This window comes from Caldithrix sp., assembly GCF_056497305.1.
Genome location: NZ_JBSMDE010000197.1, coordinates 29,088 through 46,697 on the forward strand (window position 1 = coordinate 29,088; position 17,610 = coordinate 46,697).

Genomic DNA, 17,610 nt, shown 5'->3' on the forward strand with positions numbered 1-17,610 from the left:
ATAGAGCTATTTAAGCCATTTTTAGGTAAATTGCTCTGGTCTTTCCATGCTTTTTTTAAGAGACTGTAAAATTTAAATGCAATTGTTTATTAAAATTTTTAAATTATGTCAATATTGAAGGGATTTGACAGGAAAGGAAACATGATGGAATACCCAAAAAAGGTTAAACAGCTTTTGCAAAATGAAACGATTGAATTTATTGATCTCAAAGTTTGTGACTTGCAGGGCCGGTTGCACCATCTTACCTTACCCTTTTCAGAAACTGTTTTACAAAAATTAATGACCGAAGGGGTCGGGTTTGACGGTTCCAGTTATGGCTTCAGAAGGGTAGAGAACAGCGATATGATCATGAAACCAGACCTGGAAACCTGCATGATCGATCCGTTTCGCCAGGCTAAAACGTTAAGCTGTTTTACGCGCATATTCAATACCGATGAACAAAATACACCCTACCAGTATGATTTAAGAAATATGGCTCTGGAAGCAGAAGGTCTTCTGCAAAAATACGGAATTGCCCATAAGTCAATGTGGGGCCCCGAGTTTGAATTTTACATATTAAAAGCAGTTGAATTTAAAGCCAATGGCAGTGAATCATTCATTCGCATTGAATCCGATGAACAATTTGGTTTTAATGGCTATCATATAGCCAATCCCTATGATTTGTATGACGATTTTCGTGACGAAGCCACCAAGCTGTTGATGCAGGCTGGAATCAATGTAAAATATCATCATCATGAGGTAGGTAATAAAGGTCAGCAGGAAATTGAAATTTACTTTGATGATTTACTTAGCAGCGCAGATCATATCATTTTGACGAAATACATTTTACACAATTTGTCAGCCCAAAAGGATTTACGATTAACGTTTATGCCCAAGCCCATGTACAAACAAGCGGGCAGCGGAATGCATTTGCACCATTTTTTAGTAGACCAATATTTAAAGAATGTTTTTTACAAAAAAGAGGGATATGCCCATTTAAACCAGACGGCTCTTTACTATATTGGCGGCGTTTTAAAGCATGCTCCGGCTCTTTGTGCCTTTACCAATCCCACAACCAATTCCTACAAGCGATTGGTTCCTGGAGTAGAGGCGCCGACAGCCATCAATTTTGGTCAGGCAAACCGCGCTTCATGCGTGCGTATTCCTCGATACGTTAAAAATGCCCAGGAAGCCCGGTTTGAATATCGACCGCCGGACGCCACAGCCAATCCCTATCTGGCTCTGAGCGCCATACTGTTGGCCGGTCTTGATGGCGTATTGAATAAAATTGATCCGGTGAAAGAGGGATTTGGACCTTATGAGGCCGAAGATTTTGACCCCAAAATAATTATGCGCTATTTGCCATTCAGTTTGAATGCAGCGCTGGATGCGCTGCAAAGAGATTATCAGTTTCTACTAAGAGACGGGATTTTTGATATTAATTTAATTGAGCACTGGATTGACATAAAAAATAAGGAGTTTAACGAAGTGTCCAATTGGCCGAGTCCTGTAGAATACCATTTGTACTTTGACCTTTAAATGGTTCTTACAGAATAAAGAATAAACAGGGGAAATTTGAATCAGAAAGACAATTATCTTAAATTGCACTAACGAATTTCAGGGAGGATTGGGGGGATTTGAAATCCATGAAACTAAATGAAGAATTGCAGGTAGCCGATCATCGATTTCAAATTGTAACGCAGGTTGAAGAAACGAAAGTGCAATCGGCCATTTTAGAACAGGGAAAACTGTTGTATCAAAAAGAGTACCCGTTAAAGTCTGAACTGTTTAAAGATGCCGATCAGTATTGGCAGGATCAGGCTCTGGAATCTCATGAACAGATCATTGACGAACTGCAAACGCTCTTTAATATCAAAGAACGTATTGCAACAGTTACCCAGCCATTTTATCGCTTTCGGTTTGGTCGTGTGCTGTTTTCCTTTAATTTTATTCAGGAAGCCATCGAAGAGTTCAAAACTGCCATTGAATTAAAGCCCGATTTCATTAAAGCCTATCGCAGGCTGGCCGCCTGTCATTTAAAAAATCACGACTACCATTTAGCTGTTGAAATACTGTTACAGGCCCTGGAAATTTCTGAGCCTTTTCCGGATCTGTTAAACGACCTGGGAGTGGCTTACACTTTTATTAACGCCTACGACAAGGCCAGAGATTGCTTTTTAAAGGCCCAGGAACTCAAACCGGATTTTCTGGAGGTTAATTTTAACTTAGGCTTGTTGCTTCTGTTTTCCAGTTTTAAAGAGGAAGCCGAGCAGAAGCTGGTCATCCCGGTTCGCCTGATTCGTTCGCTAAAAGCTTTAAGAGATGCCCAATACATCAAAGATGCCTTATGGAAACAGCGTGTGGAATTTATTCTTGATAAAATTAACGAAAATAATCTGGAAGGGCTCATTGCTAATCTTACCGATTTACAGATTAAGTTGGTAACGCGTGGTGATCCGGTAACCACGAAATTTGATCTGTTCTTTTTAAAATTTATGTACGGTAGAAAGAAGATGGATGATGCTTCCATCGAATTTTACCAGTCCTGGCTGATGGAGAACATTCAACATTTTAAATATGCCGACTACTGGAACGATATGGGCGTCATCCATTTGATACAGTGTCGCAATTATTTTTTAAATGCCTTAGAGGAAATAGAAAAAGCCCACCAGTTGAACCCAAAGTTTGTAGATGCCACGGAGAATCTGGAAAAAATAAAACGCATCAAGAATGGCTTTTTGATTTTGTTGCGTGCTTTGCTTAAAAATTAGGATGGGTTGTGGTTAAAATTAGGAACAAAGTTAGTTTTTAAATATCTAAGGCAGCATAGCCGCAACGTAACTAGAGCTTCAGCTCGAGACTTTGGTAAGAGCGAAGCATTCACAAAGTTCGCAAAGATTGTAACTAGAAAATGGCAAAATATCTAAACATATCAGAGTAGAACTCAGCAAAGCGGCACGATTCGCTCCCCCTTCCCTTCTTTTAATAAAGGGACGGGGGGCGGGGGGTTAGGATTTTTAGCACAAAAATTTTCGCACGCTAATGGGCAATATCTTACAAAGGAAGTATTCTAAAAAAACACGTAAGCACGCTGGCCTAACACAGCCGAATAGCTGCATGTTTCAGCATCCCACGTTAAAGTCCCGTAGGGACGAAATGTTTGTAGCCCACCGCGTCAGCGGTGGGTAAAACAAAAACACAAAAAATATGGATCGTCCTGTAAGGACGAAATAGGAAACCGTTTCAACGGTTTACACTTCTCAATTTCCTCGGTGTTTGTTTTAAACATTCCTTAAATTGCTATCCCGCTGACATTTGTTTGAATCCAAATCTAAGGCAGCACAGCCACAACCAAAAAATTTCTTTAAAAAATAACAGGCAGGTTCCCTGGAACCCTTTAACTCTTACACTCTTATGCTCTTAACTCTTCCCATCCAACAGTCGAAGTCATTTCACAAATTAACCCCGCCCCCTCAATCCCCCACTCCCAGAATAAAAATCTGGGAGAGGGGGAAGACCTGTGTGGGTAATTTTCCTACCTATGTTGGAAATACAATTCACGACCAATGGGAATTCGCTATGTCAGCCCGATGCTCATTCAACCATTCAACAAATCAACAATTCAACAGTTTTGCTTCTGCACACTGCATAAAAATTTTCGCACGCTAAAGAGCTAGATCGTTTGTAGGAATGGCATGGGGCGTTAAACAAAAGGAGACTGTTTTAACTTAATTTGTTTGCAAAGGGCAAACTGTTGCTGAGGAACCGAGCAGCCCGGATGTTCTTTCTTATTTTTTACCGATTTCTATGGCAAAGCTAAAAAATTTCATCCCAAGCATTTGTTTTGAATTTAGTATGTGCTTAAATTCATAAATGTATTGTGTAAAAAGTCAAATGAAAGGAGCATCAAATGTTAAACAAAATGGCCGTAATAGGTGGGGGAAATATTGGAGGCGTTTTAGTTCAGGAAATTGTTAAGCGCCGTTTGGCCAGAGAGGTGGCTCTGGTTGATGTAAAGGAGCCAGACCTGGCCAAAGGAAAATGTCTTGACATTGCCGAAGGTACTCCGGTTATTAAATCCGATATTCGGGCGATTGGGGCAAAAACCTACGATGTCATTCAAGACGCCGAACTTGTGATTAATACAGCCGGCGTTCCGCGCACAGTTCGTCCGGATGGAACGATTCCCTCGCGGGAAGAATTATTAACCACCAACCTTAAGATTACTGATCTGGTGAGCGAAGGCATTCAGAAATACTGTCCTGGAGCGATGGTTATCTCTATTGCCAACCCGCTTGATGCCATTGTTTACCGGCTGTACATGAATTTAAATCCACCGCGTGAAAAATTGGTTGGCATGGCCGGGGTGTTGGATTCCAGCCGTTACCGTTATTTTGTTGCAGAAGCAGCCGGTGTGAGTGTGGAAAATGTTGAGGCCCTCGTTTTGGGTGGGCATGGCGACTCTATGGTGCCCATTCGGTCGGCCTGCCGCATTGCCGGGATGCCGGTTGAAAAGTTTATTTCTGCAGAAAAGTTGGAAGCCATTGAAGCCCGTACACGTAAAGCAGGCGGCGAAGTGGTAAATCTCTTGGGAACCGGTTCTGCTTTTGTGTCGCCTGCCTGGAGCGCCCTGGAAATGGCAGAAGCGATTATCTTTGACAAGAAGAAGATCATGGCGGCCAGCGCGTTGTTGCAAGGCGAATATGGGGTTGACGGTTTATTTGTGGGTGTACCTGTTATCCTGGGTAAAGGCGGCGTTGAAAAAGTTATTGAAATTGATATGACCGATGCCGAGCGCGAAGCCTTTAATAAATCTGTGGAAGCCGTTCGCAAAACGACCAATGAGGTTATTGAACGAACCAAATAAAAAACTTTAGCCTCCGGTTTTTAACAGGAGCCGGAGGCTTTTTTCAATTTATGTTTGATAAAATTGGAGGAAGCCATGGGTAAGTTAAAATATTTAAGTCATTCGGCATGGCTCATCGAATCTGGCGCGCACACCATTGCCATCGATCCCTTTTTAGAAGGCAATCCCAAAGCCCCTTTAAAACCATCCGATGTTAAAGCCGATTTTATCATTGTTACCCATGCTCACGGCGATCATTTAGGGGATGCTGTACCCATTGCCAAGGCTACGGGAGGAACCATAATTTCCAATTTCGAAATTTACAATTACGTAACCAATCAGGGAGCCAATGCGCATCCCATGCACATTGGCGGTTCGCACACATTTCCCTTTGGCAAAGTAAAATTGGTGCCAGCCTGGCACGGCTCTTCCTTCCCTGATGGCAGCTATGGGGGCACGCCAGCTGGTGTGGTGTTAACCGTAGAAGGAAAAAATATTTACCACACCGGCGATACCGGGCTCTTTTTAGACATGCAGTTGATCGGCGAAATGACGCCCATTGACATCTTTTTGGTCAACATTGGCGATAATTTTACCATGGGCATCGACGATGCTGTAAAAGCGGTAGAACTGGTTAAGCCAAAACTTACAATTCCTATGCACTACCAGACATTTGATGTGATCGACGTGGATCCCATGGAATTCGTCAATAAGGTCAAAGCCAAAGGGTTTGAGGTGCAGCTTCTGGATTTTGGACAGGAAATGGAATTTTAAATCACCGCTTCCGGGATGAATGGCCCGGAAGCTTTTAAACATTCCCCTCGTGTGATTAAATGAAAAATACCAGGCAAAAAGTTTTTACGCAGAGGAATCATATTCCCTTAAATTGGTCTATTGTGCCTGCAAACTGATTCTCCACACGCATTGGGGAAAAATCTGTCAGCGAGGAGGGATGTTTTTTTACATTTTTTTCAAACTTTCCATTTTTTAGGTTGAATGTATCGTTTTACCTTATTCTCATGGAGATTTACAATGCGTCTGGCCATTCTTTCTCTCGTATTATTTTTTATTGGAACTGCCTCTGTAAAAGCTCAGGATTTGCAGCAGATTATTGAGCTCATAACGCAAAACCAATTTTCCAGAGCAGAAAAAATGTTAACCCAACACCTTAAGCAGCAGCCGGACGATTTAGACGCTCTGCGCTGGTTAAGCCTGATTTACCTGAATAATCAAGATTTTACACAAGCCGTTAATGTGTTAGAGCGCTGCCAGAAAATAGCCCCGGATGATCCTTCAATTACCCTGGAGTTAGGAAAGGCCCTTAAACGCGCCGGACAATGGAAAGAGGCCGAAAAGCAGTTGAAAAAGGCGTACTCAAATACAACGCTTCAGACTTCGGCTGGCATAATCCTGGCCGATTTGTACTATGAACAAAATCGCTTCAGAAAGGCTCTAGAACTTTACAAAGTGTTGATTTTAAATCGGCCACAGAACAGTTTTTTTTATCGGCAGGCAGGACGATGTGCGTTAAAATTAAACGATTACAGGCAGGCCGAATCTTTTTTGCAAAAAGCGCTGCAACTGAATAGTCGGGATATTGAATCCTACACCTTACTATTCAATGTTTTGAAAAAAAAGGAACGGTGGAGCGAGGCTTTACAGACCGTACAACAAGGTTTGTTACATTTTTCAACTAATCCTTCCTTATTGCTGGCAGCTGCCGATTGCCAGTTTGCACTTAAGCGCTATCCTGAAGCAATCGGGCATTATCAGGCAGCTCTGGCCAACGGCGACTCTTCGGCCTACCTGTACAAAAAATTAGGAGCTGCTTATTACTATGCCAACAACTACGCCAGCGCTTTGCTGGCCTTGAAAAAATCTATTCAAAAGGATAAAAAAGATCCCATAAGCTATTATTTTTTGGGGCTGGTACAAAAAGCGCTCAATCTGGAGCAAAAGGCCATCGCTTCTTTACAAAAGGCTATTGACTTAAGTTTACCCGCGTTTTTACCGGATATCTATTTTCAGATGGCTGAAGCCTGGCAGAGACAAAAGAAATATTCCAGGGCCATTGCCTTTTACAAAAAGGTTTTAGAGGCGGACACCGCACGTGTTATGCCCCTCTTTTACATGGCAACCATTTACGACGAGGTGTACAAGGACCGACAAACACCCTTACGCTATTATCAGAAATTTTTGGATCGCGCTGACGAATCCATTCCCCATCGCTACAAAAATTACGCCCTGGAAAGGATGAAGGCTATCCGTGAACAACTTCATTTTCAAAAAGGACGTAAAAATAAAAAATAGAGGGCGGTAAGATGAAGTATTCTGTTTTAGGGATTATCTTTGTACTTTGCTCCTGGAGTTTTGCTCAGAATTGGTTACAGCAAACCAATGCCCAAATTGCACAGTGCAGTAATTTAAACCAGGTGGATAGCCTGGTGACCGTTACAGAGCAACAGTTACAAAACGAACCTCACAAATTGTTACGTTTTTATCGCAATGTATTTCCACATTGCTACAAAGTACGTGAACGGCAGTTGAAAAAGGCCCTCTCAGAAAAGGATCAAGAGCAGCAAATAAAAATCGGCAGGGCCATTGAACAACAGTTTATGGCGCTGATGGATCGGATCACACAAAATGCTGCCGAATTGTGTGAAAAAGTGGACCAGAGTGTCCTTGACGATGATCTGCGAGCTTATTGTAAAACCTTTAAGATGATGGAGGCTTACCGTCGCTTTGAGCAGGGATTAAAAAGCAAACCACGACCCGATTTCCAGTTTACCGATCTTTACGGTAAAGTCTATCATCTTTACGATTTTAAAGGGAAGTACGTTTTGCTGAACTTCTGGAATATGCACAGTACGCCCTGTGTGGAGGAACTACCCTTTTTACGCCAGGCTTTTGAAAAATACGCGTCTAAAGGTTTGGTTCTTATCAATTTCCATTTAAAGGTTGGGCATATCGATGAAAAATGGGAAAGCGATGTGCTGAAAAATCTCATCCAGGAGACCGAGATGCCGGGTATTCAGGTAGCAGGAGCTCAGGCCTTACGCGTGAAAGAACAATATTTTGTTCGAAATTTCCCCACACTCTTTTTGTTAAATCCACAGGGATTTGTCATTAAACCTTCAGGTAATCGTACGGGCTTTAAAGATGAATTACGCGGGGCAAAATTATTACAGACTTTGCAGGAGGTCTTCGGTCAATAAAAGACAAGCGTTTTACGGATTGTTTTTGGGAGCATTCTTTTGTTCGATGTCTTCCAGGTGTAAAACTTGAAGGAGCCTTTTGTTAACATCTTCAGGTAGTTCTTCAGGGCAATCCAGATCCCGGCAGAGTAAAACCGTCTTTTTTACGGTGTCGTAATAAACTTTACAGGTTGGGCAATTGTTGATATGATCCAGAATTTCCTGGCAGGACGGATGATCTAAATCTTCACCCATCAATTCACAAATCTGCCTGATTTTCTCTTTAGGATGAAGCATTACTCTCCCTCAATCTTTCTTCAAAATAATCCGACAAATAATTTCTTAAAAATTGTCTGGCTCTGCGTAAACGAATCTTAACGTTTTCTTCAGTAATTCCTAAAATTTCGCTTGTTTCTTTAATGCTTAATCCCTCAATATCCCTCAGAACAAAAACACTTCGGTAAATGTCAGATAGCTTATTAATGGCTTCGTTTAATTTTTGTTTTACCTCTTCATCAAATACGTTAATGGAGGGATCCTGACTCCAATCTACAAACACCCGACTTTCAATGCTTTCCTGGAATTCCGGATCATCGTTCAATTCCTGAAACACCACCTTCTTTTTCCGCAGGCGCATCAAGGCCGCATTGGTGGCAATGCGATAAATCCAGGTGAAAAAAGATGACCGCCCGTCAAATGTGTTCAGTTTTTCAATGACCGTCAGAAACGTTTCCTGCAAAACATCCTCAGCATCTTCCTTCCGGCGTAAAATACGCAAAGCCAGATTGTAGATCCGGTCACTGTATTTATTGACCAATTGGGCTAAAGCCGCCCGGTCGCCATTTTTTGCTCTCTGAACTAACTCCTGCTCGTTCAAATGTTCTTCTTTCCTATTATGATGTTAAAAATCTTTTTATGATACAATATTACCCCATCATATTATGGAGTAAATACCATTAAATATGAATTTAAAAAAAGATTAAAAGCGCAACAAATCTATTTATTTAAGATGCTAATGCAGCGGAGCCGCAACCAAAAAACTTATTTAGAAAATGACAGACTGATGTCCGGGAACCCTTTAACTCTTACACTCTTAATTCTTCCCTTCCAACAGAGGAAGTTATTTCACGAATTAGCACTCACCCCCTCGGTCCCCCTCTCCCAGAATAAAAATCTGGGAGAGGGGGAAGGCTTGCGGGGGAAATTTTTGCACCTGTGTTGGAGATTTCCTAACATGGCCCTATTCATGATCAATGGGAATTCAGTAAGTCAGCCCCATGCTCATTCAACCATTCAACAAATCAACAATTCAACAGTTTTTATTTCCTCACACAGCACAAAAATTTTCACACGCTAAAGTAATAGATCTTTTGAGGGAAGTATTTTAATCTACGGCCAGCATAGCGCGGATAAGTTAAAACAACTGGGATTAAAATTGAGAGCTTTGGTTTTTCTGGCATTGCAATGGATAAAAGAGTAACTTTGTAACCTGGAACGGATGCTTTGCATCAAACACTAAGTTATTTTAAATCGAAGCATCGAATCAAACATAAGTGAAATAGGAGATAGAGATGGCAGAGAATAAACATTATCCGGTTATTGTTATTGGATCCGGTCCTGCTGGTTTAACAGCAGCCATTTACACGTCGCGTGCTGAATTGAAAACCCTTGTTCTGGAAGGTAATCAACCTGGTGGTCAGTTAACCATCACGACGGAGGTTGAGAATTTCCCCGGTTTTCCTCAGGGCATTCAGGGCCCGCAATTAATGCAGGACATGCGTGAGCAGGCCAATCGTTTTGGAGCGGAAACGGTATTTGAAATGGCTCAAGAAGTTGATTTTAGCAAACGCCCTTTTATGGTTAAAGCCGATAGCGGCACCTATACGGCAGATGCCGTTATCATTGCCACCGGCGCTTCGGCCCGCTGGTTAGGTCTGGAATCGGAACAGCGATTGATGGGCAAAGGGGTGTCCGCCTGCGCCACCTGTGATGGATTTTTCTACAAAGACAAGGAAGTGATCGTGGTTGGCGGCGGAGATTCTGCCATGGAAGAAGCCACCTTTTTAACCAAGTTTGCTAAAAAAGTGTACATCGTTCATCGCCGCGATGAATTTCGGGCTTCCAAAATTATGATTAAACGTGCCCAGGAGAATCCCAAAATTGAATTCATTATGAATCATGTCATTACAGAAATTTTGGGAGACGATTTTGTAACCGGCGTACGACTGAAGAATACCAAGACCGGCGAAGAACATGAGATGGCAATTGATGGGGTGTTCATGGCCATCGGTCATATTCCCAATACCTCGATTTTTAAGGGGCAGATAGATATGGACGAGCAGGGCTACATCCTGACCCAGCCCGATTCTACCAAAACCAATGTGCAGGGCGTATTTGCCTGCGGTGATGTTCAAGATAAAATTTACCGCCAGGCTGTAACCGCAGCCGGTAGCGGTTGTATGGCTGCTCTGGATGCCGAAAAATTTTTAGGGGAGAACGAATAGGCCGCCAGATGACCATAGCTATTTTTTAATGAATAACCGTTTGGGTAAGTAAGGAGCTGGCTTGTTGGGTTTAGGCTCCATTTCAAAGTAATTTAACAAGTAAGCGCAGATCATTTTCTAAATTTTCTGCGCTTTTTTGTTTGGAGTTTTACAATGGATAATGACTTACTACAACAGGCCAAAGAATTGTACTGCGGTTTTTACATTGAACGTCCGGTAGGGAACAATGCATTCTCCTATGAATTGCGCAAACGAAAACGAATTTTTGTACCTCCATTGAAGGAAGGGACGGTGCATGAAGTACAATTGGGTTCCAGAATTGTCTTTGTGGAGGTGGAAGAAGAAAAAGAACAGGCCCGAAAAGGATTAAAACATTTTGTGTATGAGCAATGGAATGAGAAACCGGTCTTTATCTTCGATAATCACAACCATGCCTTCTTTTTCTGGCTCTTAGCCTATCAGGCCCGATTGTTAAATCGAGGGGCCTTTTTGTTACATGTAGATCAACACACCGATATGTGGAAGGCGCCCTATCCTCCTACTTTTAGTTTAAAACGACCGCTGGACTTAAAGAATGTATTTTACTACACCAATTACGTGCTTAATGTGGGCAACTTTATTAAACCGGCCATCGAGCTGGGACTCTTTTCAGAAACCATTATCATTAATACCTTCCTGGATTTTGAGAAGACCTTCCGTCGGCCACTCATTCTCGATCTGGATCTGGATATTTTTGCCCCTGAGTTACACCATCCGGACCGACCTTTCAAAATCGGAAAAATTCAACAATGGATGGAACAGGCAACCTTAATAACCATTGCCACCAGTCCCTTTTATATTGAACAACCCCTGGCTTTAACGCTTTTAAAAGAAATTTTTAGCGCCTGAAAAAATATTTGCATTTTTATGCAACAATTCATTGATTAGTAATGCATCGTACAAAATTAGGAGGAGTGTATGAGACGAGTGCTTTTTGTTTTTCTGTATGCTTTGGTTTTTTCTTTAGTCCCCCAATTGTTCGCCCAACAAGATCCCATCATCGGTAAATGGAAAACCATTGACGATGAGACCGGTGAACCTAAATCGATTGTTGAGATCTACATGCGTAATGGAAAATTTTACGGTCGAGTAGATTCTTTATTTCGTAAACCTGGGGAAGATCCCAATCCTAAATGTGACAAATGTCCGGAAGATGATCCCCGCTACAATAAACCGGTGTTAGGCATGGAAATCATCAAAGACATGGAGAAGGATGGCGACGAATACACCGGGGGTACCATTCTCGATCCCAAAAAAGGGAAAATTTATCGCTGTAAGTTATGGATTGAAGACGGCAAATTAAAAGTACGTGGTTATCTGGCCTTCTTTTACAGAACGCAGACCTGGTACCGCGTAAAATAATTTCTTTTTTGATTTTTATCCGTGTTAATCCTAAATAAGATTTTGTTAGGATTAACACGGATTGCATGAATTACGTATGACTATAAAGTGAAAGATAAGTTGTTTTTCATATAACAAAGAATTTTTTATGTGGCATTCATGAATCTACTCAAAGGCATCCGAGCAGCAACCTAAAACATTACCGCAGGGATTTAAGCGACCACAGAGGGCCCCCGTCTGGCCACCGGTTGGAGCGTAGCGGAAATCCCGATTTTCGGGTACAGGCCCGCCCGTCTGTACGGTGTACAGACGGACAGGCCATTCAACAATTAAACAATTCAACAAATCAACTTTTTTACTTCCTCACACAGCACAAAAATTTTCGCATCCCGCTAAGCGGGATTATAAGTTTTGAAGGAAGTATTCTAAGAGCTTCATGAGGTCGTTCGCTGTTTGCAGGAGAGATGGTTAGAAAGCGAAATAATGCCTGATGAGGATATGATTACCATCATTTGATGGATTCCATCAGAGCACAATGGGGGCTAACGCATCTTATGGAGCTCTGACGATCAGGGAAGGGTAATTTCCATATTATGTTTACTGAAGATATCGATCAAACTGTCAACATCCACCGGTTTACTAAACAGGTAACCCTGGTATTGTTTACAATTGTTCTGCCTTAAAAATTCCAGATGTTCCTGTTTTTCCACGCCTTCTGCCACCAGATTTTTGTTCAGGCTTTTGCCCATGGCAATGATGGCTCTGATCATGTCCTTATGTTTCACTTCAGAGTTAATTTGGGAAACATAACTGCGATCGATTTTAATGGTTTTAGCTGGAATATTTTGCAAATAGTTGATAGAAGCATAGCCCGTTCCAAAATCATCGATGGCTAACTCTACCCCCATACCTTTTAAGGCAGAAATATTCTTGTAAATCGATTGGCTCTCTTCCATTAAGCTGGTTTCGGTAATTTCCAGTTGGAGATATTTGGGATTTATATGGTTCTTTAACAGAGCGTTTTGCAGATTTCGCGTAAAGGCTTCGCTTTTTAAACCTTGAGGAGAAACATTAATGGCCAGGTAAAGCCCATTGTTGTGAAATTTTGCAATCTCATTAAAATCTTTAAAAGAGCGTTCAATGATCCAGTCATTAAATTGATTTAGAAGATGGCTTTCTTCGGCAATGGGAATGAATTCAGCGGGCGACACATTGCCCAAAACCGGGCTGTTCCAGCGAATTAAGGCTTCTATCCCAATGATCTTGAAATTGTTAATTTTACCATTGGTGGACAATATCGGCTGATAATGCATCTTAAATTGATTGTCAAAGGCATTCTTTTCAATAACCGATTTTAATTCATTTACAATTTGTAACCTTCTCAAGGAATTTTCAGTCATTTCTGGGGCAAAAAACTTATAGCCGCTCTTACCGGATTTTTTGACCTCGTACATGGCGACGTCGGCATTTTTAATCAAAGTTTCCACTTTAAGGCCATCTCTTGGTACCAGAGCAATTCCAATACTGGGTGAAATAGAAGTAATGACTTCATCTTTCACCTGATACGGTTTAGAAAGAATACGTACTAATTTTTCAGCCACCAGACCAGCATCAACTTCCCGTTTTACACTACGTAAAATGGCTACAAATTCATCTCCTCCCAGGCGAAAGACCTGATCGCTTTTACGCAATGTTTTTACCATGCGTTTAGCCGCTTCCCGTAGTACCTGATCGCCGTAATCATGACCCAGCGTGTCATTGATCAGTTTAAAATTATCGAGGTCTAAAAACAAAATAGCGCTAAACAAATCAGGATTTCGGGCAGACTCTCTAACAACAATCTGAATCTGCTCATAAAATGCATCGCGGTTTCTCAATCCTGTTAGCCGATCATGGTAGGCCAGGTACTTAAGTTCTTTTTGTGAAAGAACCAGATGCGTTAAGTTATTGCCAAACAAGACAATGGCAATCATTTTTTCGTTTTTGGCGTCGAAAAGGGGCAAATAAATTCTCTTGTAATAAAAGGTCCTGTTTTTTTCAGTGAAATAGAGTTTTTCTGTAAAGCGCATTAATTGTCGATTTTTAATTGCCCGCTCAAAATATTTTTGGCGCAGCTTTAACGCCCCAGGATCAATTTTCAGACGATAAAAATAGTATTCTTCATTCTTGTTCAAGAACTCCCTGTTCTCGATCCCGTTTGTAAAATAGTAATCGTTCATAAAAATAATGCGCCCTTGTAAATCGTAGGCTGCGATTTCCATAGGGATTTTTTTTAAAATTTCAAAATATTCTTTTAAAGATTTGAACTTCTTGTTTTTACTGATTAGGGGTATCATTTTGGCCTCATTCCATTTAGAGCGTTTCATTGGTCAAAAAAACAATTATCTGTTCTTCCATGAACAGTTAATCTTTTTCTCGTCAAAATTTTTTAAATCTTAAAAATTAATAAATAACTTTTCAAATTCTTGTTGTGACACAGATAAAGAAAAGCGTTCCAAAATAGTGAAATTCGCCTGATCTGCTTTTTGTCTGCCTGTTTCAAGAAATCTTGTCCATTCCTGGTCAAAAGGCCAACATATTATTCTTTTAATTTTTTAGGAAGATTTATTATATTTGTTAGAGCAAACAAATATTGAGGGGTCTTCAATGAAAAAAACATTTGCCTTCCTGGTGTTTCTATTACTGTTTAACCATCTCCTGGCCCAGGCTTTGCCACAGGTTTCACCACAGGAAGTCGGTCTGGATGGAGACATACTATCCAGAGCTGATAGTGTAATTAACAAAGCCATAGAAGATAGCATAATTCCCGGAGCTGTTTTTCTGGTGGCTCGATTTAATAAAATCGCCTACCACAAGGCGTATGGTTACAGAGAGATTGTTCCACAGAAAAAACCAACGGAACTGAACACCATTTTCGACCTGGCTTCCATAACCAAACCTGTAGCCACAGCCACATCCATTATGATTTTGCTCGAAAGAGGGATGCTCCGGCTTTATGATCCGGTTGCGCTCTATGTTCCGGATTTTAAGCAATACCACGGTCCATTTGCGGGCAAACCCATCCGCCTTATCCATCTACTTACACACACGTCCGGGCTTCCTCCTTATGTCCCTGTGCAGGAATTAAAGAAACGATTTCATGGCCCGCAGCCAGATTCTCTGATCCATTATATTGCCACGGTTGAACGGCATCATGCTCCAGGCACCTATTTTAAATATAGTTGTCTGAATTTTATTACTTTACAACGCGTTATTAAAAACCTTACCGGTCAGTCGATCAAACAATTTGCCGAGCAAAATATTTTTAAAAAACTGGGAATGAATCATACCTTTTACACACCGACCGCCAAGGAGGTACCATATTGTGCAGCTACTGAGGAGTTAGCTCCCGGAGATGTTTTGATTGGCCGGGTACATGATCCTTTGGCTCGTGAAATCAATGGCTGCATTTCTGGAAATGCCGGGTTGTTCTCTACGGCCTCAGATCTGGCAATTTACAGTGCGATGCTCTTAAATGGCGGGAGCTGGAATGGTACACGCCTTTTAAGCCCTTTAACAGTAAAAAAGATGACTTCTGTTCCCCGTGGTTTTGAACAATTTGGACGGGCTTTGGGCTGGGACCTCTATTCACCATTTAATTCCAATCTGGGAGATCTGTTCAGCGCTAAAGCCTATGGCCATACCGGTTACACCGGAACTTCCATCACCATCGATCCAACACATCAAATTGTGGTGATTCTATTAACCAATCGCGTCCATCCACATGACAAAGGAAGCGTTGTACGTTTGCGCGCAATCATTGCCAATTTGGTTGCTTCTTCTATTAAACAATGAAAAGGAGGTGTTTATGGTTACTTTATACGGTGTTCCAACCTGTCAGAAAATTCGAAAAACCAAAGCCCTGTTAGATCGGTTGAATGTGTCCTATCAGTTCGTAAATGTAAAAAAGACGCCTATTCCTGAAGATGAGTTACGCCAGATCGTGGCCCAGCTCGGTTTAGAGAAAGTGGTCAATTCCACAGGCCCCACCTATCGCAAGCTGGGCTTGAAGAACAAAAATTTAAATGATGAACAGTTGTTCCAAATTCTGTTAAAAGAACAGGGCATGATTACCCGGCCTTTAATCAAGAAAGGGGATCAGTACTGGATTGGCTTTGATGAAGAGCAAATAGAAAAATTCGTTTCATAACTCTGAGGAATGCCCATGAAATTAACAGCGGTCATTTTAGGTGGGGGCAGAGGAACAAGACTGTATCCCTTAACCAAATTACGAGCCAAGCCGGCGGTGCCTATTGGCGGGAAATTCCGCTTAATTGATATTCCGATTAGTAATTGTTTGCATTCAGATGTAAGAAAAATATTTGTTTTAACGCAGTTTAATACCGAATCATTACACAGGCACATTACTCGTACCTATCAATTTGATAATTTTAGCGCAGGCTTTGTTCGCATTCTGGCCGCTCAACAAACGGAGGAAATCGAGGAATGGTATCAGGGTACGGCAGATGCCGTTCGAAAAAATTTACGCTATTTACGCAATACAGATGATCACATTATTATTTTGTCTGGTGATCATCTGTACCGGATGGATTATCGTAAATTTTTTGATTACCATCTAAGCATGGATGCCGATGTCTCCATAGCCGTTAAACCGATCACAAAACAGAGGGCAAAGGGTCTTGGTATTCTCAAAGCGAATTCAAAGGGCTGGATTACAGAGTTTGTGGAAAAACCGGAGGATGAAAGGATTTTAGAACAATTTGTTGCAGATCCAGAATTCTTTAAATTATTCGATGTCAAGCAGGGAGAAAGAACCCATCTGGCCTCCATGGGAATCTACATTTTTAAAAAACAGGTACTGTTTGATGTTCTCAATTCCAATGACTATCAAGATTTTGGACGCGAAATCATACCTGAATATATCCATAAATTAAAAGTGGCGGCGTATATTTTTGATGGCTATTGGGCAGACATTGGAACCATAAAGGCTTTTTTTGAAGCGCACCTGGAATTGATTAAACCGGTTCCGGAATTCGATTTCTACGATGAAGAACATCCTTTTTACACCCACCCACGCTATTTGCCCCCATCCAAGGTGTACAATTGCCAGATCCATCGGTCCCTGGTAGCAGAAGGGTCCATCTTATTAGGCTCTATTATCGAAAACTCGATTATTGGAATTCGTTCCTTTATTTCAGAAAATACACTGGTTCAACAGTCCATAATTATGGGTAATACCCGCTATGAAACAATCCGAACCAAAAAAGAGAATGAAGAGCAGAAAATCCCTAATTTAGGAATCGGTCACCATTGCATCATCCGTAGAGCCATCATTGATCTGGATTGCCGAATTGGCAACAATGTACAACTGATTAATAAAGACAAAAAAGAAAATGAAGACGGAGAATTTTACACGATTCGCGATGGCATAATTATCATTCCAAAAGGGACGCTCATACCGGACAACACAGTTATCTAAGGCAGCACAGCCGCAACCCAAAATCGACCAGTAGAGTAGAAAAGGGAATGTAAAGAACAAGAGTCTTTACATCCGCCTTAACCCTCCTCAAACCGGACGTGCGGCTTTCCCGTAGAATTTCATCACAAGCATTCACAAGTCACTAATTCGAGTAAATGCCTTCATAGATAGATCAAGCCAAGATCTTTAAGGTGTTGATACATACTCACACCTTTTGGAGGACCATAT

General features: G+C 41.4%; 15 protein-coding genes. 12 read left to right on the forward strand and 3 right to left on the reverse strand.

What is annotated here, in order from left to right:
- Window positions 1–141 precede the first annotated feature (141 nt).
- The 6 genes from glnA to ACWB0I_RS16350 all read left to right on the forward strand — a co-directional run bounded on the left by glnA (window position 142) and on the right by ACWB0I_RS16350 (window position 8,040).
- Window positions 142–1,518, forward strand: a complete 1,377-nt coding sequence (glnA, locus tag ACWB0I_RS16325) for a type I glutamate--ammonia ligase (protein ID WP_479389148.1) — start codon at window positions 142–144, stop codon at window positions 1,516–1,518.
- Window positions 1,519–1,625: 107 nt separating this feature from the next.
- On the forward strand, window positions 1,626–2,750 hold the full coding sequence (locus ACWB0I_RS16330) for a tetratricopeptide repeat protein (protein ID WP_479389149.1): 1,125 nt from the start codon (window positions 1,626–1,628) through the stop codon (window positions 2,748–2,750).
- Window positions 2,751–3,889: 1,139 nt separating this feature from the next.
- Window positions 3,890–4,846 carry a malate dehydrogenase gene (locus ACWB0I_RS16335; RefSeq protein ID WP_479389150.1) on the forward strand — a complete coding sequence of 319 codons (957 nt, stop codon included), beginning with the start codon at window positions 3,890–3,892 and terminating at the stop codon, window positions 4,844–4,846.
- 75 nt (window positions 4,847–4,921) lie between these two features.
- The gene (locus ACWB0I_RS16340; RefSeq protein WP_479389151.1) at window positions 4,922–5,599 is read left to right on the forward strand and encodes a metal-dependent hydrolase; all 678 of its coding nucleotides are present in this window, start codon (window positions 4,922–4,924) and stop codon (window positions 5,597–5,599) included.
- Between the two features lie 258 nt (window positions 5,600–5,857).
- On the forward strand, window positions 5,858–7,135 hold the full coding sequence (locus ACWB0I_RS16345; RefSeq protein ID WP_479389152.1) for a tetratricopeptide repeat protein: 1,278 nt from the start codon (window positions 5,858–5,860) through the stop codon (window positions 7,133–7,135).
- Window positions 7,136–7,146: 11 nt separating this feature from the next.
- Entirely contained in the window at window positions 7,147–8,040 is an 894-nt protein-coding gene (locus tag ACWB0I_RS16350; protein ID WP_479389153.1) for a TlpA family protein disulfide reductase, read from the forward strand.
- Between the two features lie 12 nt (window positions 8,041–8,052).
- Here the strand turns inward: ACWB0I_RS16350 and ACWB0I_RS16355 are convergent, their stop codons facing one another.
- Both ACWB0I_RS16355 and ACWB0I_RS16360 read right to left on the reverse strand, forming a co-directional pair.
- Complete coding sequence (locus tag ACWB0I_RS16355; protein WP_479389154.1) at window positions 8,053–8,316, reverse strand: hypothetical protein; 264 nt, start codon at window positions 8,314–8,316, stop codon at window positions 8,053–8,055.
- A complete protein-coding gene (locus ACWB0I_RS16360; RefSeq protein ID WP_479389155.1) occupies window positions 8,303–8,896 on the reverse strand; it encodes an RNA polymerase sigma factor in 594 nt (197 codons plus the stop codon). The genes ACWB0I_RS16355 and ACWB0I_RS16360 overlap by 14 nt, the downstream gene beginning before the upstream one ends.
- 694 nt (window positions 8,897–9,590) lie before the next feature.
- On the opposite strand from ACWB0I_RS16360, the gene trxB reads away from it, so the two are divergent.
- From trxB to ACWB0I_RS16375, 3 genes are all read left to right on the forward strand, one after another.
- The gene (gene trxB, locus ACWB0I_RS16365; RefSeq protein ID WP_479389156.1) at window positions 9,591–10,523 is read left to right on the forward strand and encodes a thioredoxin-disulfide reductase; all 933 of its coding nucleotides are present in this window, start codon (window positions 9,591–9,593) and stop codon (window positions 10,521–10,523) included.
- Between the two features lie 153 nt (window positions 10,524–10,676).
- Window positions 10,677–11,411 (forward strand): peptide arginase family protein, encoded by a 735-nt coding sequence (locus ACWB0I_RS16370; protein WP_479389157.1) that lies wholly within the window; start codon window positions 10,677–10,679, stop codon window positions 11,409–11,411.
- Window positions 11,412–11,480: 69 nt separating this feature from the next.
- A complete protein-coding gene (locus tag ACWB0I_RS16375) occupies window positions 11,481–11,924 on the forward strand; it encodes a DUF2147 domain-containing protein (RefSeq protein ID WP_479389158.1) in 444 nt (147 codons plus the stop codon).
- A 548-nt stretch (window positions 11,925–12,472) separates the two neighbouring features.
- Here the strand turns inward: ACWB0I_RS16375 and ACWB0I_RS16380 are convergent.
- Window positions 12,473–14,239, reverse strand: a complete 1,767-nt coding sequence (locus ACWB0I_RS16380; RefSeq protein WP_479389159.1) for a putative bifunctional diguanylate cyclase/phosphodiesterase — start codon at window positions 14,237–14,239, stop codon at window positions 12,473–12,475.
- A 310-nt stretch (window positions 14,240–14,549) separates the two neighbouring features.
- On the opposite strand from ACWB0I_RS16380, the gene ACWB0I_RS16385 reads away from it, so the two are divergent.
- From ACWB0I_RS16385 to ACWB0I_RS16395, 3 genes are read left to right on the forward strand one after another with little or no spacing between them, the layout of a single operon-like run.
- The gene (locus tag ACWB0I_RS16385; protein ID WP_479389160.1) at window positions 14,550–15,737 is read left to right on the forward strand and encodes a serine hydrolase domain-containing protein; all 1,188 of its coding nucleotides are present in this window, start codon (window positions 14,550–14,552) and stop codon (window positions 15,735–15,737) included.
- Between the two features lie 13 nt (window positions 15,738–15,750).
- On the forward strand, window positions 15,751–16,092 hold the full coding sequence (locus ACWB0I_RS16390) for an arsenate reductase family protein (protein WP_479389161.1): 342 nt from the start codon (window positions 15,751–15,753) through the stop codon (window positions 16,090–16,092).
- 15 nt (window positions 16,093–16,107) lie between these two features.
- Window positions 16,108–17,382 carry a glucose-1-phosphate adenylyltransferase gene (locus ACWB0I_RS16395; protein WP_479389162.1) on the forward strand — a complete coding sequence of 425 codons (1,275 nt, stop codon included), beginning with the start codon at window positions 16,108–16,110 and terminating at the stop codon, window positions 17,380–17,382.
- Window positions 17,383–17,610 lie beyond the last annotated feature (228 nt).

Coding starts and splice junctions, on each gene's coding strand:
- ACWB0I_RS16340 (WP_479389151.1), top strand. CDS start 4,922: ATGGGTAAGTTAAAATATTTAAGTCATTCGGCATGGCTCATCGAATCT.
- ACWB0I_RS16380 (WP_479389159.1), bottom strand. CDS start 14,239: ATGATACCCCTAATCAGTAAAAACAAGAAGTTCAAATCTTTAAAAGAA.
- trxB (WP_479389156.1), top strand. CDS start 9,591: ATGGCAGAGAATAAACATTATCCGGTTATTGTTATTGGATCCGGTCCT.
- ACWB0I_RS16375 (WP_479389158.1), top strand. CDS start 11,481: ATGAGACGAGTGCTTTTTGTTTTTCTGTATGCTTTGGTTTTTTCTTTA.
- ACWB0I_RS16370 (WP_479389157.1), top strand. CDS start 10,677: ATGGATAATGACTTACTACAACAGGCCAAAGAATTGTACTGCGGTTTT.
- glnA (WP_479389148.1), top strand. CDS start 142: ATGATGGAATACCCAAAAAAGGTTAAACAGCTTTTGCAAAATGAAACG.
- ACWB0I_RS16395 (WP_479389162.1), top strand. CDS start 16,108: ATGAAATTAACAGCGGTCATTTTAGGTGGGGGCAGAGGAACAAGACTG.
- ACWB0I_RS16335 (WP_479389150.1), top strand. CDS start 3,890: ATGTTAAACAAAATGGCCGTAATAGGTGGGGGAAATATTGGAGGCGTT.
- ACWB0I_RS16390 (WP_479389161.1), top strand. CDS start 15,751: ATGGTTACTTTATACGGTGTTCCAACCTGTCAGAAAATTCGAAAAACC.
- ACWB0I_RS16350 (WP_479389153.1), top strand. CDS start 7,147: ATGAAGTATTCTGTTTTAGGGATTATCTTTGTACTTTGCTCCTGGAGT.
- ACWB0I_RS16345 (WP_479389152.1), top strand. CDS start 5,858: ATGCGTCTGGCCATTCTTTCTCTCGTATTATTTTTTATTGGAACTGCC.
- ACWB0I_RS16355 (WP_479389154.1), bottom strand. CDS start 8,316: ATGCTTCATCCTAAAGAGAAAATCAGGCAGATTTGTGAATTGATGGGT.
- ACWB0I_RS16385 (WP_479389160.1), top strand. CDS start 14,550: ATGAAAAAAACATTTGCCTTCCTGGTGTTTCTATTACTGTTTAACCAT.
- ACWB0I_RS16330 (WP_479389149.1), top strand. CDS start 1,626: ATGAAACTAAATGAAGAATTGCAGGTAGCCGATCATCGATTTCAAATT.